Origin of the sequence: Gordonia sp. KTR9 (assembly GCF_000143885.2) — a bacterium.
Taxonomy (GTDB): Bacteria; Actinomycetota; Actinomycetes; order Mycobacteriales; family Mycobacteriaceae; genus Gordonia.
Window position 1 is genome coordinate 2,735,139 of record NC_018581.1, and the last position, 15,966, is coordinate 2,751,104.

At 67.1% G+C, this 15,966-nt stretch carries 13 protein-coding genes; 9 read left to right on the top strand and 4 right to left on the bottom strand.

Translation table 11 applies throughout. The annotated features are described in order from the left end of the window. Positions 1 to 19 precede the first annotated feature (19 nt). Positions 20 to 1,195 (bottom strand): NAD(P)/FAD-dependent oxidoreductase, encoded by a 1,176-nt coding sequence (locus KTR9_RS13240; protein WP_014926760.1) that lies wholly within the window; start codon positions 1,193 to 1,195, stop codon positions 20 to 22. A 112-nt stretch (positions 1,196 to 1,307) separates the two neighbouring features. Here KTR9_RS13240 and KTR9_RS13245 point away from each other — a divergent pair, with 112 nt between their 5' ends. The 5 genes from KTR9_RS13245 to KTR9_RS13265 all read left to right on the top strand — a co-directional run bounded on the left by KTR9_RS13245 (position 1,308) and on the right by KTR9_RS13265 (position 7,749). Next, positions 1,308 to 2,537 (top strand): glucose-1-phosphate adenylyltransferase family protein, encoded by a 1,230-nt coding sequence (locus tag KTR9_RS13245; protein ID WP_010841120.1) that lies wholly within the window; start codon positions 1,308 to 1,310, stop codon positions 2,535 to 2,537. Then, the gene (locus tag KTR9_RS13250; protein WP_014926761.1) at positions 2,534 to 4,204 is read left to right on the top strand and encodes a phospho-sugar mutase; all 1,671 of its coding nucleotides are present in this window, start codon (positions 2,534 to 2,536) and stop codon (positions 4,202 to 4,204) included. The genes KTR9_RS13245 and KTR9_RS13250 overlap by 4 nt, the downstream gene beginning before the upstream one ends. Before the next feature lie 41 nt (positions 4,205 to 4,245). After that, the gene (locus KTR9_RS13255; RefSeq protein WP_010841122.1) at positions 4,246 to 4,677 is read left to right on the top strand and encodes a helix-turn-helix transcriptional regulator; all 432 of its coding nucleotides are present in this window, start codon (positions 4,246 to 4,248) and stop codon (positions 4,675 to 4,677) included. A 19-nt stretch (positions 4,678 to 4,696) separates the two neighbouring features. Further along, complete coding sequence (locus tag KTR9_RS13260; RefSeq protein WP_014926762.1) at positions 4,697 to 5,107, top strand: VOC family protein; 411 nt, start codon at positions 4,697 to 4,699, stop codon at positions 5,105 to 5,107. Between the two features lie 206 nt (positions 5,108 to 5,313). Beyond that, a complete protein-coding gene (locus KTR9_RS13265; RefSeq protein ID WP_014926763.1) occupies positions 5,314 to 7,749 on the top strand; it encodes an ATP-binding cassette domain-containing protein in 2,436 nt (811 codons plus the stop codon). Positions 7,750 to 8,135: 386 nt separating this feature from the next. On the opposite strand, the gene KTR9_RS13270 is transcribed toward KTR9_RS13265, so the two are convergent. Together KTR9_RS13270 and KTR9_RS26910 are read right to left on the bottom strand one after the other, a co-directional pair. Continuing rightward, positions 8,136 to 9,398, bottom strand: coding sequence for an HNH endonuclease (locus KTR9_RS13270; RefSeq protein WP_014926764.1), 1,263 nt, complete (start codon positions 9,396 to 9,398; stop codon positions 8,136 to 8,138). 356 nt (positions 9,399 to 9,754) lie between these two features. Next, positions 9,755 to 10,114 carry a GNAT family N-acetyltransferase gene (locus tag KTR9_RS26910; RefSeq protein WP_014926765.1) on the bottom strand — a complete coding sequence of 120 codons (360 nt, stop codon included), beginning with the start codon at positions 10,112 to 10,114 and terminating at the stop codon, positions 9,755 to 9,757. Between the two features lie 278 nt (positions 10,115 to 10,392). Between KTR9_RS26910 and KTR9_RS13280 the strand changes: the two genes are divergently transcribed. The 4 genes from KTR9_RS13280 (at position 10,393) to KTR9_RS13295 (ending at position 15,106) form a co-directional block, all read left to right on the top strand. Then, a complete protein-coding gene (locus KTR9_RS13280) occupies positions 10,393 to 11,664 on the top strand; it encodes a reverse transcriptase family protein (protein ID WP_044506665.1) in 1,272 nt (423 codons plus the stop codon). 116 nt (positions 11,665 to 11,780) lie between these two features. Continuing rightward, positions 11,781 to 12,227, top strand: a complete 447-nt coding sequence (locus tag KTR9_RS13285) for a globin domain-containing protein (RefSeq protein WP_014926767.1) — start codon at positions 11,781 to 11,783, stop codon at positions 12,225 to 12,227. An 88-nt stretch (positions 12,228 to 12,315) separates the two neighbouring features. Continuing rightward, a complete protein-coding gene (locus tag KTR9_RS13290) occupies positions 12,316 to 13,590 on the top strand; it encodes a glycosyltransferase 87 family protein (protein WP_014926768.1) in 1,275 nt (424 codons plus the stop codon). 100 nt (positions 13,591 to 13,690) lie between these two features. Continuing rightward, positions 13,691 to 15,106 carry a cytochrome P450 gene (locus KTR9_RS13295; RefSeq protein WP_193363188.1) on the top strand — a complete coding sequence of 472 codons (1,416 nt, stop codon included), beginning with the start codon at positions 13,691 to 13,693 and terminating at the stop codon, positions 15,104 to 15,106. A 241-nt stretch (positions 15,107 to 15,347) separates the two neighbouring features. Here the strand turns inward: KTR9_RS13295 and KTR9_RS13300 are convergent, their stop codons facing one another. Then, complete coding sequence (locus KTR9_RS13300) at positions 15,348 to 15,953, bottom strand: FKBP-type peptidyl-prolyl cis-trans isomerase (protein WP_014926770.1); 606 nt, start codon at positions 15,951 to 15,953, stop codon at positions 15,348 to 15,350. Positions 15,954 to 15,966: the final 13 nt, after the last annotated feature.

Consider the following 15,966-nt stretch of genomic DNA (forward strand, 5'->3'; position numbering starts at 1 on the left):
GGTCGGCCGGTCGGTCTGGTCACGTCGTCGGGGGCGTGACCAGACCGACCACGTGGTCGGCGATCGCCAGTGACGACGTGATGCCCGGTGACTCGATACCGAACAGGTTGACCAGCCCGGCGATCCCGTGTGTTTCAGGGCCGCGGATCTCGAAGTCGCCGGGAGCACTGCCGGGTCCCGCGACCTTCGGCCGGATCCCCGCATAGGCAGGAACCAGTGCGCCCGTGGGTAGTCCCGGCCAATAACTGCGTATGGCGCATTCGAACGCGTCGGTGCGGGCTTCGTCGACCGCGTAATCGAGTTCGGCCTCGGCAACCGCCCGTTCGGCGGGCACGGTCAACCATTCGACGTCGGGGCCGAATCGCGTGGCGCCGGCGAGGTCCATCGTGAAGTGCACGCCCAACCCGCCGTCGGCGGGTACCGGATACACGAGGTGCCGGAACGGCGCTCGTACGCCGGACAGTCCGAAGTAGTTGCCCTTGGCGAGAAAGCGCGGCGGGATCGGGCCGTCGAATCCCATCAGGCTCCGAGCCACCTGCCATGCACCGATACCGGCGCAGTTGACCAGTGTCCGGGCCGCGGCCACCTCACCGTCGCGCGTCTGCACGGTGACACCGCCCGGATCGACCCGACCGCCGATCACGGTGCTGCGCAACGCGATCGCTCCGCCGAGTGCCTCGAGGTCCCGCCGCAGCGCACGAACCACACCGTCGACGTCGACGATCCCGGTCGACGGAGACAACAGCGCCGCCACGCCGTGGACCTCTGGTTCGCGGTCGCGCAGTTCGTCGACGCCGACCCGCCGGAGGTCGGCGACGCCGTTGGCCAGTCCGCGCCGGAGTATCCCGTCCAGTCGATCGCGCTGGGTGTCGTCGGTGGCGACGATCAGCTTGCCCGGCCGCGCCCACGACACGTCGTGCTCATCGCAGAAGCGCGTCAACCGTTCCCGGCCCTCGACGCACAACCTCGCCTTCAGGCTGCCCTCGGGATAGTAGATGCCGGCGTGGATGACCTCCGAACTGCGCGACGTCGTTTGCGCGCCAACGGAATCCCCAGCCTCCAAGACGACGACCTCGCGCCCTTGCAGGGCGAACGATCGTGCCACGGCTAGACCGACGATCCCACCGCCGACGACGAGACAGTCGACCTCGACACGCTCCTTCGTCGCGTGCTCGGCCCGGCGAATGCGGGTCACGGCGTACCTCCCTCATCAGACCGGCCCGCGGGCCTCGTGATAGAGCATGCCACCGACAGCTCCACGGGCGCGCTATCCCGGCAAACCCGGCGGCGTGCGGCAGACTGGGGTGATGCGTTATTCGGAGGTTCTCGCGATCGTGCAGGCCGGTGGACGTGGTTCGCGGATGGAGGTGCTGACCGACCGGCGCGCGAAACCCGCGTTGCCGTTCGCGGGCAACTATCAGCTGATCGACTTTCCGCTGTCCAATCTGCATCACAGTCACATCGACGATGTGTGGCTGTGCGTGCAGTACGAGGCCGAGACCATCACGCAGATCGTGGCGGGCGGACGTCCCTGGGACCTGGACCGCACGAGCGGCGGGCTACGCGTCGTGACACCGGAACAGACCGACGCCGCGGAGACCGAAGACGGATTCGCCACCGGTAACGCCGACCTGCTGTACCGCATCCGCGGTCGCATCGCCGCCCACGCTCCGGCCGAGGTCATCGTCATGAGCGCCGACCACGTCTACGACTTCGACTTCCGCGATGCCATCGAGACCCATCGCCGGCACGGGGCCGAGTGCACCGTCGTCACCACCACCTGCCCGCTCGACGAGGCCGCCCAGCACGCCACCGTCAAGACCCGCCGCGACGGGACGGTCCGCGAGTTCCGCTACAAGCCCGAGCGCGCCACCACCCGCACGATCGCGACCGAGATCTTCGTCTACGACCCGGCCGCTCTCATCGAAGGACTGGAGTATCTCGAGAGGCGGACGACGGAGGGTTCGCCGAAGGACGACACCGGACTGGGCGACTTCGGCGAGCATCTGTTGCCCTGGTTCGTCGACCGCGGCAAGACGGTCGCCCATGCGATGCCGGGCTACTGGATCGATGCCGGTCGTCCGGAGACCTACCTCCAGGCACATCGCGACCTCATCTCGGGGTCGATCGACGTCTTTCGCAGCGACCGGCCGATCCTCACCAATCAACCGCAACGGCCGGCCGCGCGTATCGAGGCCGGGGCGGTCGTCGAGGACAGTCTGGTCAGCGGCGGCGCCCACGTGCTGGGAACTGTCCGGCGCAGTGTCCTCGGACCGGGGGTGGTCGTGGAGAAGGGCGCGGTGGTGGCCGATTCGGTGGTCTTCGCCGACGCCGTCGTCGGCGCCGGCGCCTCGGTCGCATGGTCGGTGCTCGACGAACGGGTTCGCGTCGGCCCGAATGCGGTGATCGGCGGGCACCCCCGGACGCGCCCGGTACCCACGGACAAGATCACGCTCGTCGGAATGGACACCCAGATCCTGCGTGGCGCCCGCGTCGCGTTGGGCGACCGCGTCGAGCCCGGCCGCCGCATCCGGTGACGACGATCGAGACCGCACGACACTGGCGAGACCACGATCCCGATCCGTCGACCCGAGCCACGCTCACCGAACTGATCGACGCAGCCGAGGCCGGCGACGACGCTGCCGCCGAGGAACTCGCGTCACGCTTCGGCGGGCCGCTGACCTTCGGGACCGCGGGCCTGCGCGGTGAGGTCGGGGCGGGCGAGTCGCGGATGAACGTCGCCGTCGTCACTCGGGCGACTGCCGGGCTCGCCCGGTATCTGCTCGACACGGTCGGTCCCGACGCGCGCGTCGTGGTCGGGTGCGACGCCCGGCACGGATCCGCCGAGTTCTTCGACGTGGCGACCGATGTGCTTGCCGCGCAGGGGTTCACCGTCTTCGCGCTGCCGCCTCGGCTGCCGACCCCGGTGACCGCCCACGCGACGCGATCGCTGGGCTGCGACGCCGGGGTGATGATCACCGCCTCGCACAACCCGCCGGCCGACAACGGCTACAAGGTCTACCTGGGTGGCCGCGCCACCGACGATGCGGGCCGGGGAGTCCAGATCATCTCGCCCGCCGACGCCGACATCGCGGACCGGATCGCGCAGGCGCCGCCCGCCGACGAGGTGCCGCGTGATCCCGCGGCGGTGATCCACCTCGACGACGAGGTCGTCCGCACCTACATCGAGCGCACCGCAGGGTTACGGACCGACCCCGATCTGTCACCGGTGCGCGTCGTCTTGACCCCGCTGCACGGGGTCGGCGGCTCGGTTGCCCGAGATGTGTTGCGGGCCGCGGGAATCGGCGACATGCATGTCGTGTCGGCGCAGTCGGATCCCGACCCGGACTTCCCGACGGTGCCGTTTCCCAACCCGGAGGAACCCGGCGCACTCGATCTCGCGCTGGCTCTCGCCAGCGACGTCGACGCCGACGTCGTGATCGCCTTGGACCCCGACGCCGACCGATGCTCGGTCGCCACACCCGGTCCCGACGGGCACTGGCGGCAGCTGACGGGTGACGAGATCGGCGGGTTGCTGGGGGAGCAGGCGGCGCGTGACTCGACCCGGCCCGGCGACACCCTGGCGAGTTCGATCGTGTCGAGCCGGATGCTGGGCCGTATCGCCGCGGATCACGGACTGCGGTTCGCGGCGACGCTCACCGGGTTCAAGTGGATCGCCCGCACGCCCGGCCTGCGCTTCGGCTACGAGGAGGCGATCGGGTACTGCACCGACCCCGACACGGTCCGCGACAAGGACGGCATCGGTGCGATGGTCCGGGTGATCTCGCTGGTCGAGGAACTGGCCCGCGATGGCCGTACGCTCACCGACGAACTCGATCGCCTGGCGCGCCGCCACGGCCTGCACGCCACCGCACCGATGACGATCCGCGTCGAGGACACCGCCCTCATCGGCAAGATGATGGGGCGCCTTCGGTCCACGTCCATCGATCACCTCGCCGGGTCGCCGGTGGTGGAGAAACTGGACCTCGCACACGGATCGGCCGACCTGCCGCCGACGGACGGCATCTTGCTGCGGACCGCAGCCGACGACCGCGTCGTCGTCCGTCCCTCGGGCACCGAACCCAAGCTGAAGTGCTACCTGGAGGTCGTGCTCGACTGCCCGGACGGCGTCGTACCCCGTGCGGAGGCCGCCCATCGTCTCGACGCACTCGGCGCCGACATCGCCGCAGTACTCGAGGTCTGAACCGTCTGCGCAGCAGATCGTCAGGGCACTACGATCGACTCGTGCCGCGAACCGATTCCGATCAGCGCCTGCGCGATCTGACCCTGCTGCGTCAGGTCCGCGACCGCATCGATCGCGAGTACGCGCAACCGCTCGACGTCGAGGCGCTCGCGCGCGGGGCGAACATGTCGGCGGGTCACCTGAGTCGGAAGTTCCGTCAGACCTACGGTGAATCGCCTTACTCGTACTTGATGACTCGTCGTATCGAACGCGCCATGACCCTGCTCCGGCGCGGGGACCTGAGCGTCACCGAGGTCTGTTTCGAGGTCGGCTGTTCCTCGCTGGGCACCTTCAGCACCCGGTTCACCGAACTCGTCGGGGTCCCGCCGACTGTGTACCGCGAACAGTCGGCCGATGCGACGGACGGGATACCGGCGTGCCTGGCGAAGAACATCACCAGACCGATCAGGAATCGAGAAGCACAGCGTGGATGAGACTGCCTAGCCTGATCCCATGAACATCACGATCCAGTACACCTTCCTTCCACACACCGACGGCGAGGCGGCCCTCTCCTTTTACCGCGACCTCCTCGGTTTCGAACTCCGCAAGGACGTCGGATACGACGGCATGCGGTGGCTGACCGTCGGCCCGCCCGGACAGCCGGGTACGTCGATCGTCCTGCATCCGCCGGCCGCCGACCCCGGCATCACCGACGACGAGCGTCAGACGATCCTCGAACTGATCGCCAAGGGGAGCTACGGTGCCCTGACGCTGGCGACCGACGACCTCGACGGCCTGTTCGAGAAGCTGCAGGGCAGTGGCGTCGACATCGTGCAGGAACCCATGGATCAGCCGTACGGCGTGCGCGACGCCGCCGTCCGTGACCCGGCGGGCAACCTCATCCGTATCGACCAGGCCGGCTGAAGAATGTGCGGACCCGGTCGATTCCCGCCTTCGGACGCACTCGTCGCCGCCGTCGATGGACAACTCTCCGCGGCCGTGCCCTCCACCCTGGTTAGATCGACCGGGAGTCCGCGGACGCCTCCCGCGCAGCCGAACCCCCGGAACGACACGAGTGCCCCGAACCATGACGACCGTCGACCGGTGGTCGTTGCCCTGATGGAGAGACGATGAGCCCAGCAACGCGCACGGCCCGGCCTGCCCGATCCGCATCACGGTCCGCCGAGCAGGACGGCGCCGCACCGAGTGCCGATGTCCACCCCGCCGACACGCATGACCTCATCCGCGTCCACGGGGCACGTGAGAACAACCTCAAGGACGTCAGCGTCGATCTGCCCAAACGGCGGCTGACGGTGTTCACCGGTGTGTCCGGTTCCGGGAAGAGCTCCCTGGTCTTCAGCACGATCGCCGCGGAATCCCAGCGCCTCATCAACGAGACGTACAGCGCGTTCGTCCAGGGTTTCATGCCCTCGATGGCTCGCCCGGACGTCGACATCCTCGAAGGTCTGACGACCGCGATCATCGTCGACCAGGAACGCATGGGTGCCAACGTCCGGTCGACCGTGGGTACGGCCACCGATGCCAACGCGATGCTGCGTATCCTGTTCAGCCGCTTGGGAACTCCGCACATCGGCTCACCGCAGGCGTTCTCGTTCAACGTCGCCTCGATCAGCGGGGCGGGTGCGGTGACGATCGAGAAGGGCGGCCAGCAGGTCAAGGAGCGCCGGAGCTTCTCCATCACCGGCGGCATGTGCCCGCGATGCGAGGGTCGTGGAGACGTCTCCGACTTCGACCTCACCGCGCTCTACGACTCGTCGAAATCTCTCAACGAGGGCGCGCTGACCATTCCCGGTTACACGATGGACGGCTGGTACGGCCGGATCTATCGGGGCTGCGGCTTCTTCGACCCCGACAAGCCGATCGCGAAGTACACCAAGAAGCAGCTCAACGACCTGCTGTACAAAGAGCCCACGAAGATCAAGGTCGAGGGCATCAACATCACCTTCGAGGGTCTGATCCCGAAGATCCAGAAGTCGATGCTGAGCAAGGACCGTGAGGCGATGCAGCCGCACATCCGTGCCTTCGTCGACCGCGCGATCACCTTCGCGAAGTGCCCGGACTGTGAGGGCACGCGCCTCACGGCGGAAACGCGGTCGTCGAAGATCAAGGGCATCAGCATCGCCGATGCGTGTGCGATGCAGATCAGCGATCTCGCCCAATGGGTTGCCGACCTCGACGACCCGTCGGTGGCACCCCTGATCGCGGCGCTGCGCGATCATCTCGACGCGTTCGTCGACATCGGTCTCGGCTACCTGTCGCTGGAACGCCCGGCCGGCACCCTGTCCGGTGGGGAGGCCCAGCGCACCAAACTGATCCGTCACCTGGGTTCGTCGTTGACCGACGTGACCTACGTCTTCGACGAGCCGTCGATCGGCCTTCACCCGCACGACATCACCCGGATGAACGACCTGCTGCGGGCGTTGCGCGACAAGGGCAACACGGTCCTCGTGGTCGAGCACAAGCCCGAGGTGATCGCTATCGCCGACCGCGTCGTCGACATCGGTCCGGGCGCCGGCACCGACGGCGGCGAGATCGTCTTCGAGGGCACCGTCGAGGAACTGCGGGCCGCGGACACGCTCACCGGGCGCCACCTGGAGGACCGCGCCGCCGTCAAGGACGAGGTCCGTACGCCGAGTGGACATCTCGAGGTCCGTGGGGCCGACGCGAACAACCTGCGCGATGTCGACGTCGACATCCCTCTCGGCGTGCTCGTCGTGCTCACCGGCGTCGCCGGCTCCGGAAAGAGTTCCCTGATCAACTCGACGGTGGCCAAGGAAGACGGGGTCGTCTCCATCGACCAGAGCGCCATCAAGGGGTCGAGGCGTTCCAATCCGGCGACCTACACCGGTCTGCTCGAACCGATCCGCAAGGCCTTCGCCAAGGCCAACGGCGTGAAGCCGGCACTGTTCAGCGCCAACTCCGAGGGCGCTTGCCCCAACTGCAACGGCGCGGGCGTCGTCTACTCCGACCTCGCGATGATGGCCGGCGTCGCCGCGCCCTGCGAGGTGTGCGAGGGCAAGCGATTCCAGGCCGAGGTGCTCGAGTACACCTTCGGCGGCCGCAACATCAGTGAGGTGCTCGAGATGTCGGTCGCCCAGGCGGAGGACTTCTTCGCCGACGGGGACGCCAAACTACCGGCAGCGCACAAGATCCTGCATCGGATGGTCGACGTCGGGCTCGGCTACATCAAGGTCGGCCAGCCGCTGACGACCCTGTCGGGTGGCGAACGTCAGCGACTGAAGCTGGCCAGCCACATGGGGGAGAAGGGTGACGTCTACATCCTCGACGAGCCGACGACCGGCCTCCACCTCGCCGACGTCGAACAGCTCCTCGGACTCCTCGACCGTCTCGTCGACTCCGGGAAGTCGGTGATCGTCATCGAACATCACCAGGCCGTCATGGCACACGCCGACTGGATCATCGACCTCGGCCCCGGCGCCGGACACGACGGCGGCCGGATCGTCTTCGAGGGCACGCCGGCCGACATCGTCGCCGACCGGTCCACGCTCACCGGCGAGCACCTCGCCGACTACGTCGGGGCCTGAGACTGAGGAACGCGCAAGTCCCTGACCTGCAGACGCACAGAAGCGGGCGCTCCTACGGGTTGCGCTGTAGCGAACCCTCCCTCCGCTCCCTGAGGTGTGAGGAGCGACGGCGATGCCCTTGCCCCCGGGGGCGAGCGCCACCCCTCCGCTCCCTGAGGTGCGAGGAGCGCAAGCGACGAGCCACGAAGGGTCCGGCGACCGAGACTGTGAAACTTTCGTAACGCTCGCGCTTCAGCGAGCAGGGCGACGCTTGCACGTTCGCACCCAGTGAGCCGAGCTTCTAACTCTCGGCGTTCACTATCCCACTATGGAGTTGTCAAGGGACGGATCGCGGTCCCGGGCCGGCCGGGTGCGGAAGGTGCTACGCGAAGTGTGATCGGCGGGTGTCAGGCGGCGTTGTCGAGTCGCATGGTGCGTCGGTTGTAGGCGGGTAGTGGTCGTCGTTGTGGGTCGATCGTTGTGGGTGGGACGAGCCAGGGATGCCGGTCGAAGCCCATCACGACGTCCCAGCCGTGATGGTGGACCTGGGTGTGGCAGCGTTGGCAGAGCAGACACCCGTTGTCGAGGTCGGTGGAACCACCGTCGGCCCAGTGCTCGATGTGGTGGACTTGCGTATGCGATGGCGGCGCACCACATTTGATGCAGCAGCCATCTCTGACGATCACGGCTTTACGTAGGTGCGCCGGGAACAACCGCCGGGCGTGCCCCATCTGCAATGGAACCCCCTCACTGTCGAGGACGATCTCGGTCAACGACCCGTCGCACAACAGTCGTTTCGCGGTTGCCTGGCTTACGGATCCAGTCCACGGCAGGGTTGCCGGATCGGCGCCGGCGGCGGGGATGGTCACCAACAGCTGCATGCGGGGACTGCCGATGCTGTCAATGCCCGCACCCAACGCGGCTTGGTCGAGGATCAACTCGAAGGCGTCGGCGCGGCGTTGCTCGGCGGTGCGTCGGTCGTTGGCGCCGTCGGGTTCAGGTCGTGGGCAGGAACGTTCGTCGATCATCGCCAGGAACTTCTCGCCGACGACCTGGGTGAGGTCGGCGCGGATGTCGATACGGCAGTCGTCGGTGGTGTGGACGTTGACGGTGTTCAACGACGAGTCGTCGGCGGCGGGGATGGCGGTGTCGGTGGCGTCGGCAAGGGTGTTGGCGATGGTGCGGGCGTGTTCAAGCACTTGTGCCGGTGTCGCGCCGGAGAGTGCTTGGCCGAGGAGTTCGATCTCGTAGGAACACTTGTCGTTCTCGGAAAGTCCGTCGGGACAGCGTTTGTCGATGTGCGACATCCCGCGGACGATAGCGTCGACGACTTCCGACGACAAGCGTCCGTCAGTGGCGTGACGAGCCAGGGCGGGCAGCGTGGGTAGGCCGTCGACGCTGCGCATGATGCGGCAGGCGATGGCGGGTGCGTGTCCCATCTCGATCAAGAGCTGCCGGGTGGTGCCACCTGCCTTGTGTGCGACTTCGAGTTCGTCGAGTTGTCCTGTGTGGGTGACGATCTGGTGATCGACGGCGTTGCGGATCAACCGCAGCACTTTCAACGCGTCGAATGTTGCTGTGCCCGTGGAGTCGTCGGCGGGCGGTGCGGTCTCGATGAGCTGATCGAGGAGGGTGGTGAGCTCTGGCATGACTCCAAGGTACAGGAACATTCGTTCGATTTCGAGAAGTTTCCACAAGCCTGGGATCGCGAAATAGTCGACTGTGCAGTCGATTTCGTCGACTGGGCGTCGATTCTCGTCGACTGTGCGTAAACCGTCGACAGTGGTGAACTCCCGTCACAGCCGTATCGCGATTCGGGCCGTAAGTCGACGTTCGTCGTCAACTTGCGCTTCTGCGTCCGCGATGCGGAGGAGGCGGGTGTTCGAACGCCAATACTCACGCCCCGGAATGCCACGGCTTGCCTGCCGGGGCGGCGCGCCCAGAGTCGCCTACCAAGCCGGCGAACGCTGTAGGAGTGGCTCAGCGTCGTTCTTCCACCTTTTCGATGGGAGTTGCGTCTCGTCTCTCATCCCTGTGTGGTGGTCATGCGTACTTCGTGGCAGTCCCAGTCGGGGTCGTAGCGTGTGCCACCGTCGAGTTGGAAGCCGTGTTTGCGGTAGAACGCCACGGCCCGTGCGTTGTCGCGTACAACCCACAGGTAGGCCGGGACTCCGGTATCGCCGAGCACCGAGGTCATCAATTCAAGGGCCGCGCCGTGGCCGTGATGACGGGGAACGACATTCAGCGACCACAGTTCAGTCGATGCGGGAGCGACGCGAGCACCAATGCATCCACGAGATCCGCCAACCCAGGGGTTCCTCAGATGCAGTGCGGCCACTGACGAGCCGCACACCGCCCGTCCACGAAGCACTCTCGCCAACTGCACCAGCGGCAGCCGCCGCAGGTGACCCGCGCACGTCCCGTCGTTCCACCGAGTTGTCCCACCGCCGTGGCAGCATGTCGGTTGATGAACGACGGGCGAGGTGAGAGTGGATCGTCGCGATCCGTCTCAGGGGTAACCCCTGGGTGCAATTCACGGCTGGTTCCTGCGTCCGACGCCGGCCCGCACGCTCCACGTGCCACGCGGCGCCGCTGCATCACAGTTCTGGTCACCACACCCGTCGTTCATCACCGACAGCCCTCACGCCGACGCACGACGACGCCGTGACCGAGCCTTTTCTGGACGCGAACGAGGCGGCCGAAGTCGCTGCGGCGTTTTCGCGGACGTATTCGGCCTGGACGTGGCCGGAGGTGCTCACCGCGTTGCGGGCGGTTCTGCCCGCTGACGTGACCACGGACGTGGCCGCACGCATCTTCGACCTCTCACCACACGAACCGCGCCATCCCGCGAGCGTGATGATCGAGGCCCTGCTGCCATGGACACATCTGGCCCCCGCGGTCGGTCAGCCCATCCTGCTCCACGAGCCGGAGTCGACGGGAGCAGTGCTCGACGATCTGCCCGATCTCTACGATGTGGAGCAGTTCGCGCACTGGCTCGACTTCACCGTCCCGGAGCTCGAGTGGTTCGCCGACCGGGGCCAGTGGTTGCGGACCGCGCGTCTTCCGCTGCGGCATTACCGCATCTGGCGCCGTGAGAAACGCGACGGTGTTCGCGTCATCGAAGCTCCGAAGCCACGGATGCGAGAAACGCAGCGGCGTCTGCTCAGACGGCTGGTCGAACGCATCCCGGCACACCCGGCGGCCCGCGGTTTCGTGCCCGGGTCATCGCCCGCTGCTTTCGCCTGGCCGCACACGGACCGGCCCGCGGTCGTGCGCGTCGACCTACGGCACTGCTTCGAGACCATCACCGTCCAGCGTGTCCGTGCGGTGTTCCGGGACGCCGGCTATCAGCCACACATCGCGCGCCTGCTCGCCGAATTGTGCACCACGGCAACACCTGTGGACGAACTTCAGGGACTCGATCGCGAACATGCGGTGCTACTACGGGACCGGCACCTGCCTCAGGGTGCGCCGACCTCGCCGCATCTGGCCAACCTCGTGATGCGACCGCTGGACCGGCGCCTGAACGGCTATGCCCGCCGCAACGGTCTCCGCTACACCCGGTACGGCGACGACCTCGCGATCTCCGGCGACGCGATAAATGCCGACCGTGCGCTGTGGACGATGCTCCGGATCGTCGAGGACGAGCGTTTCACCGTCCACCCGGGCAAGGTCCAGATCATGTACAGCCATCAGCGCCAACGCCTTGCCGGCCTGGTCGTCAACGACCGACCCCAGGTCGCGAGATCCGACTACGACAACCTGAGGGCCCTGCTTCACAACGCGCGCCGCCACGGGGCGTCGTCGCAGAATCATGACGACCACCCGGACTTCCGGGCGCACGTCTACGGACTCATCGCCTGGGTGGGCGCAACGGGGGAGGCGCGCCGACGCCGGCTCCTGGACATGGCCGGCTCGATCGACTGGGACACCTGAGAAAACACCGAAGCATCCCGAACCTCACACTGGGCGCACTTCGGTGTGAGACCACTGTTACCTCTGCCTTCCGCGCCGCGAGTCCAGCCGCAATGCCAAGCCACCAAAGTCCGCACATGGACAAGCAACTGCTCGAAGAGAGCCTAGCCCTCGTCGACCTGCCCGACTCGGGACTCACGGTTCGCTTCTACGAGATACTGTTCGACCGCTATCCCACGGTCCGTGCGATGTTCGGCCGAGACAGCCGCGCCCAGGCCGAGATGTTGCGGAACGTAGTCGTGTCGGTGGTGAAGCATGTCGACGACGCCGAGTGGCTGACGACGACGCTGCATGCGCTGGGGCGTCGGCACGCCGGGTTCGGCGTCACGCGGCCGATGTACACGGCAGTCGCGGAATGCATGATCGCCGCCATGAGCGAGATCGCCGGCGACTCGTGGACTCCGGCCATGACGCTGGCATGGGACCGTGCGCTCGGCGCGGTCGCGACCATCATGCTCGACGGTTACCCGGCAGAGTCCCGGACTCCGGCACGCGCTCCTCGACGCAGCGCCGGCGCGGCCTGAAACCTCCCCGAACGACGGCCGGTCCCGGACTCCGCTCCGATGCGCAGGAGGCGCCCCGCGATACGATCCCGCTCGGAAGTGAGGGCTCGTGACTGCTGCTGGAACCACCCGGAGTTCGCTGGATCGCTACCTGGAGACGCCCTGGGCACGATGGGCGACTCTCGCCGCCTTCCTCATCAGTTCGGTGGTCGCGATCGTCGTCCTGCCGAATCAGCCGCCCGCCCCCTATCGCATCGACTTCGACGTCTACCGCATGGGTGGTCAGGTCCTGCTCGACGGCGACGAGCTGTACGGCGTCCTGCCACCGCTGGCCGAGGGTGCGAGTCTGCCCTTCACCTATCCGCCGCTGGCCGCCGCGCTGTTCTCGGTGTTCACCCTCGTCCCGCTGGCAGTCGGGCAGGCCCTGTTCACGGCGATGTCCATCGGCTGTCTGCTCGTGGTGTGCCGGATCGTGCTGTCGCGCCTCCTCGACCTATCGGCCTCCGACCTGTGGTGGCTCGCAACCGCGGCCGCGACGGTCGGTCTCTGGCTCGAGCCGGTCCGCGACACCCTCAACTTCGGACAGATCAACATCGTGCTGATGACGCTCGTCGTCGTCGACGCCCTGATGGGCCGGGGCAGGTGGTGGAACGGACTCCTCGTCGGTCTCGCCATCTCGATCAAGCTGACTCCCGCGGTCTTCCTGCTGTACTTCTTCGTCCGGCGGGACTGGCGTGCACTTGGAGTGGCTGCGCTCTCGGCGGCCGGCTACGCCGCACTGGGACATCTGCTGACACCGGACGACTCGACGACCTACTGGACGTCGACCCTCTTCGACACCGACCGGATCGGGAGCCCACACTTCGCGAACAACCAGTCGATCAAGGGTGAACTCGGACGCCTGGGTGCGGAATCCGACCTCGCCTGGTTCCTCGTCTCGCTGGTCGTCGGATTGCTCATCGCCTGGGTGGCGTGGCGTCTGGTGTCCGCGGCACCGGCAGGCCCTCGAACGACGACACCGCACGACGTGGCGGCCCTGATCGCGGTCGCTTTCGCCGCGCTGTTCTGCTCGCCGGTCGCCTGGGACCACAGCTGGGTGTGGGTGGTCCCGCTGCTGATCCTGCTCACCTACCTCGCGACGCGCCCCACGGCGTCGACGATCTGGTGGTGGCTGTTCGGCACCGGACTGGTCATCTTCGCCGTCGCGCCGCACCAGCGCATCCCGCAGCGGTACGACGCCGAGCTGTCCTGGTCTTGGTGGCAGCACGTCATCGGGTCGTCGTACCTGCTCTGGGGCCTGGTGTTCCTCATCGCCCTGGGAGCGTCCGCGCCCCGCGTGCTCGCCGCCCGGAGAGGCGCCGACACGCTCGCACAACCAGCCTGAACACCTCGTCTGCGCGATCCCCTTGAAACAAGCGCTAAAATCCGTTCCAATGGTGCACGGTGATGTAACGCACATCGGATCAACGGGGAGTGGCAGGTTCATGACGAGTCGGAAGAAGCAGATCCAAGGCGTGCTGGCGAAGGCGAGCAGCATGTACCCGAGCTCGGAGCGCCCGCTGGCCGAGCCACCCGCCGGTTCCGACCTCAAGCCGGTCATGGGCGACCCGGGGATCCCGTGGCTCGGGAACACCCTCGAAGCGCTGGTCGACCCGCTGAAGTCGGCGATGGACCGGTTCGAGAAGTACGGCGAGGTGTCGTGGTCGGGTGCGCTGGGCATGAACATGGTCACCCTGGTCGGCCCGGATGCGATCGAAGCGGTCTGGATGAACCGCAAGAAGGCCTTCTCCAGTGAGCTCGGCTGGGAACCGATGATCGGGCCGTTCTTCCGCCGGGGCGTCATGCTGATGGACTTCGACGAGCACATGCAGCACCGCCGCATCATGCAGCAGGCGTTCAGCCGGCCGCGGCTCACCGGCTACCTCGACATCATGACCCCGCACATCGAGAAAACCCTCGCCAATTGGGAGGTGGGCAACGGCTTCAGGATGTACTCGCGCACCAAGGATCTCACCCTGTCGCTGGCGACCGAGGTGTTCATGGGTGCGCACGTGAGCGAGTCCGAGGCCCACCGCCTGGAGCATGCCTTCGAGGCGGCCGTGCGTGGCGGTCAGGCGATCGTCCGCAAGGACGTCGGCAACTGGACCTGGGCCAAGGGGCTCCGAGGCCGCGAGGTGCTGCAGGAGTACTTCCGCTCGGAGATCCCGCTGCGTCGCGGCAACGACGCCGACGACCTGTTCAGCGTGCTCTGCAACGCCGAGAGCGACGAGGGTGAGACGTTCTCCGACGAGGACATCGTCAATCACATGATCTTCGTGATGATGGCCGCGCACGACACCAGCACCATCGCGCTGTCGATGATGACCTACTTCCTCGGCCGCCATCCCGAATGGCAGCAGCGCCTGCGCGAGGAATCCCTCGCCCTCGACAAGCCGACGATCGACTACGACGACGTCGACAAGCTCCCCAGCATGGAGCTCGCGTTCAAGGAGACGCTGCGGCTCAACGCCCCGGTCGGCATGCTCTTCCGGATGGCGATCGAGGACACGGAGGTCTGCGGGCATTACATCCCGAAGGGCACACTGCTCGGCATCCACCCATGGGCGACGATGCTCCGTAAGGAGTGGTGGCCCAACCCCACCCACTTCGACCCCGAGCGTTTCTCGGCCGAACGTCGCGAAGACAAGGTCCACCGGTTCGCGTGGGCGCCTTTCGGCGGCGGCGCACACAAGTGCATCGGCCTGTATTTCGGTGGCATGGAAGTGAAGTCGATCCTGCACCAGATGCTGCTGCGCTTCGAGTGGGACGTCCCGGCCGACTACCGCCCGGAGCTGACCTACGGCACCGGACCGACCCCCGCCGACGGTCTGCCGATCAACCTGCGGCACCGCAAGATCTGACAGCCCCCGAGGAGTGCAAGCGGATCCCCTGCTGCTCCCCGAGCCGCAAGGAGCGCAAACGGATCCCCCTCTGCTCCCTGAGGTGCGAGGAGCGCAAGCGACGAGCCACGAAGGGCCAGCACCGCGAAATCGGTACGGGCCCTTCGTGGCTCGCTGCGCTCGCACCTCAGGGAGCAGGGGGGCTGCGCTCGCACGTCAGGGAGCAGGGGAAGGCTGCCTCGCAGGCGCGGGAACTACCGCCTTACGACGCCGAAAGGATGCTGATCTCGAAGACGAGCGTGTCGCCGACCTCGATGCCCGCCTGGGGGTTTCCGGAGGCGTAGCCGTCGGCCGACGTCATGGCGACGCCCACCTTGGACCCGACCTTCTGCCCTGCGATGGCCTTGCTGAAGCCCGGGATCACGCCGTCGAGCGGGAAGGTGGCGGGGGAGCCGTTTGCGTAGGCGCTGTCGAAGGTCTCGCCGGTGCGGCCGTTCACACCGACATAGCAGACCGCCACCGAAGCGGTCTCTGGCACGACGGCGCCGTCACCTTCGACGAGCACCTTGACCTGGGTGGCATCGACGCTGAACGGGTTCTCGACGGTGATGTCCGGGGCCTGGGTCGCTGTGGACGCGACCATCTGCAGGCTGCCGGTGGTGCCCTGCTCGGTCCACTGCGGTGTGGCGTCGGCGTTCGCGGGTGCGGTCGGGCAGCTCTCCGATCCTGCCGGTGTCTCAGCACCGCCGGTCGCCGCGGTCGCCGTGGGTTCCGTTGTGCTCGAACCGGAATCGGAGTCGGAGCTGCAACCGGCGACGGCCAGGACGAGGGCGGTGCCGAGGACGAGTGTCGCGTTCTTGATGTTCACCCTGGGAACGCTA

Coding starts and splice junctions, on each gene's coding strand:
- KTR9_RS13245 (WP_010841120.1), top strand. CDS start 1,308: ATGCGTTATTCGGAGGTTCTCGCGATCGTGCAGGCCGGTGGACGTGGT.
- KTR9_RS13260 (WP_014926762.1), top strand. CDS start 4,697: ATGAACATCACGATCCAGTACACCTTCCTTCCACACACCGACGGCGAG.
- KTR9_RS13265 (WP_014926763.1), top strand. CDS start 5,314: ATGAGCCCAGCAACGCGCACGGCCCGGCCTGCCCGATCCGCATCACGG.
- KTR9_RS13270 (WP_014926764.1), bottom strand. CDS start 9,398: ATGTTCCTGTACCTTGGAGTCATGCCAGAGCTCACCACCCTCCTCGAT.
- KTR9_RS13285 (WP_014926767.1), top strand. CDS start 11,781: ATGGACAAGCAACTGCTCGAAGAGAGCCTAGCCCTCGTCGACCTGCCC.
- KTR9_RS13295 (WP_193363188.1), top strand. CDS start 13,691: ATGACGAGTCGGAAGAAGCAGATCCAAGGCGTGCTGGCGAAGGCGAGC.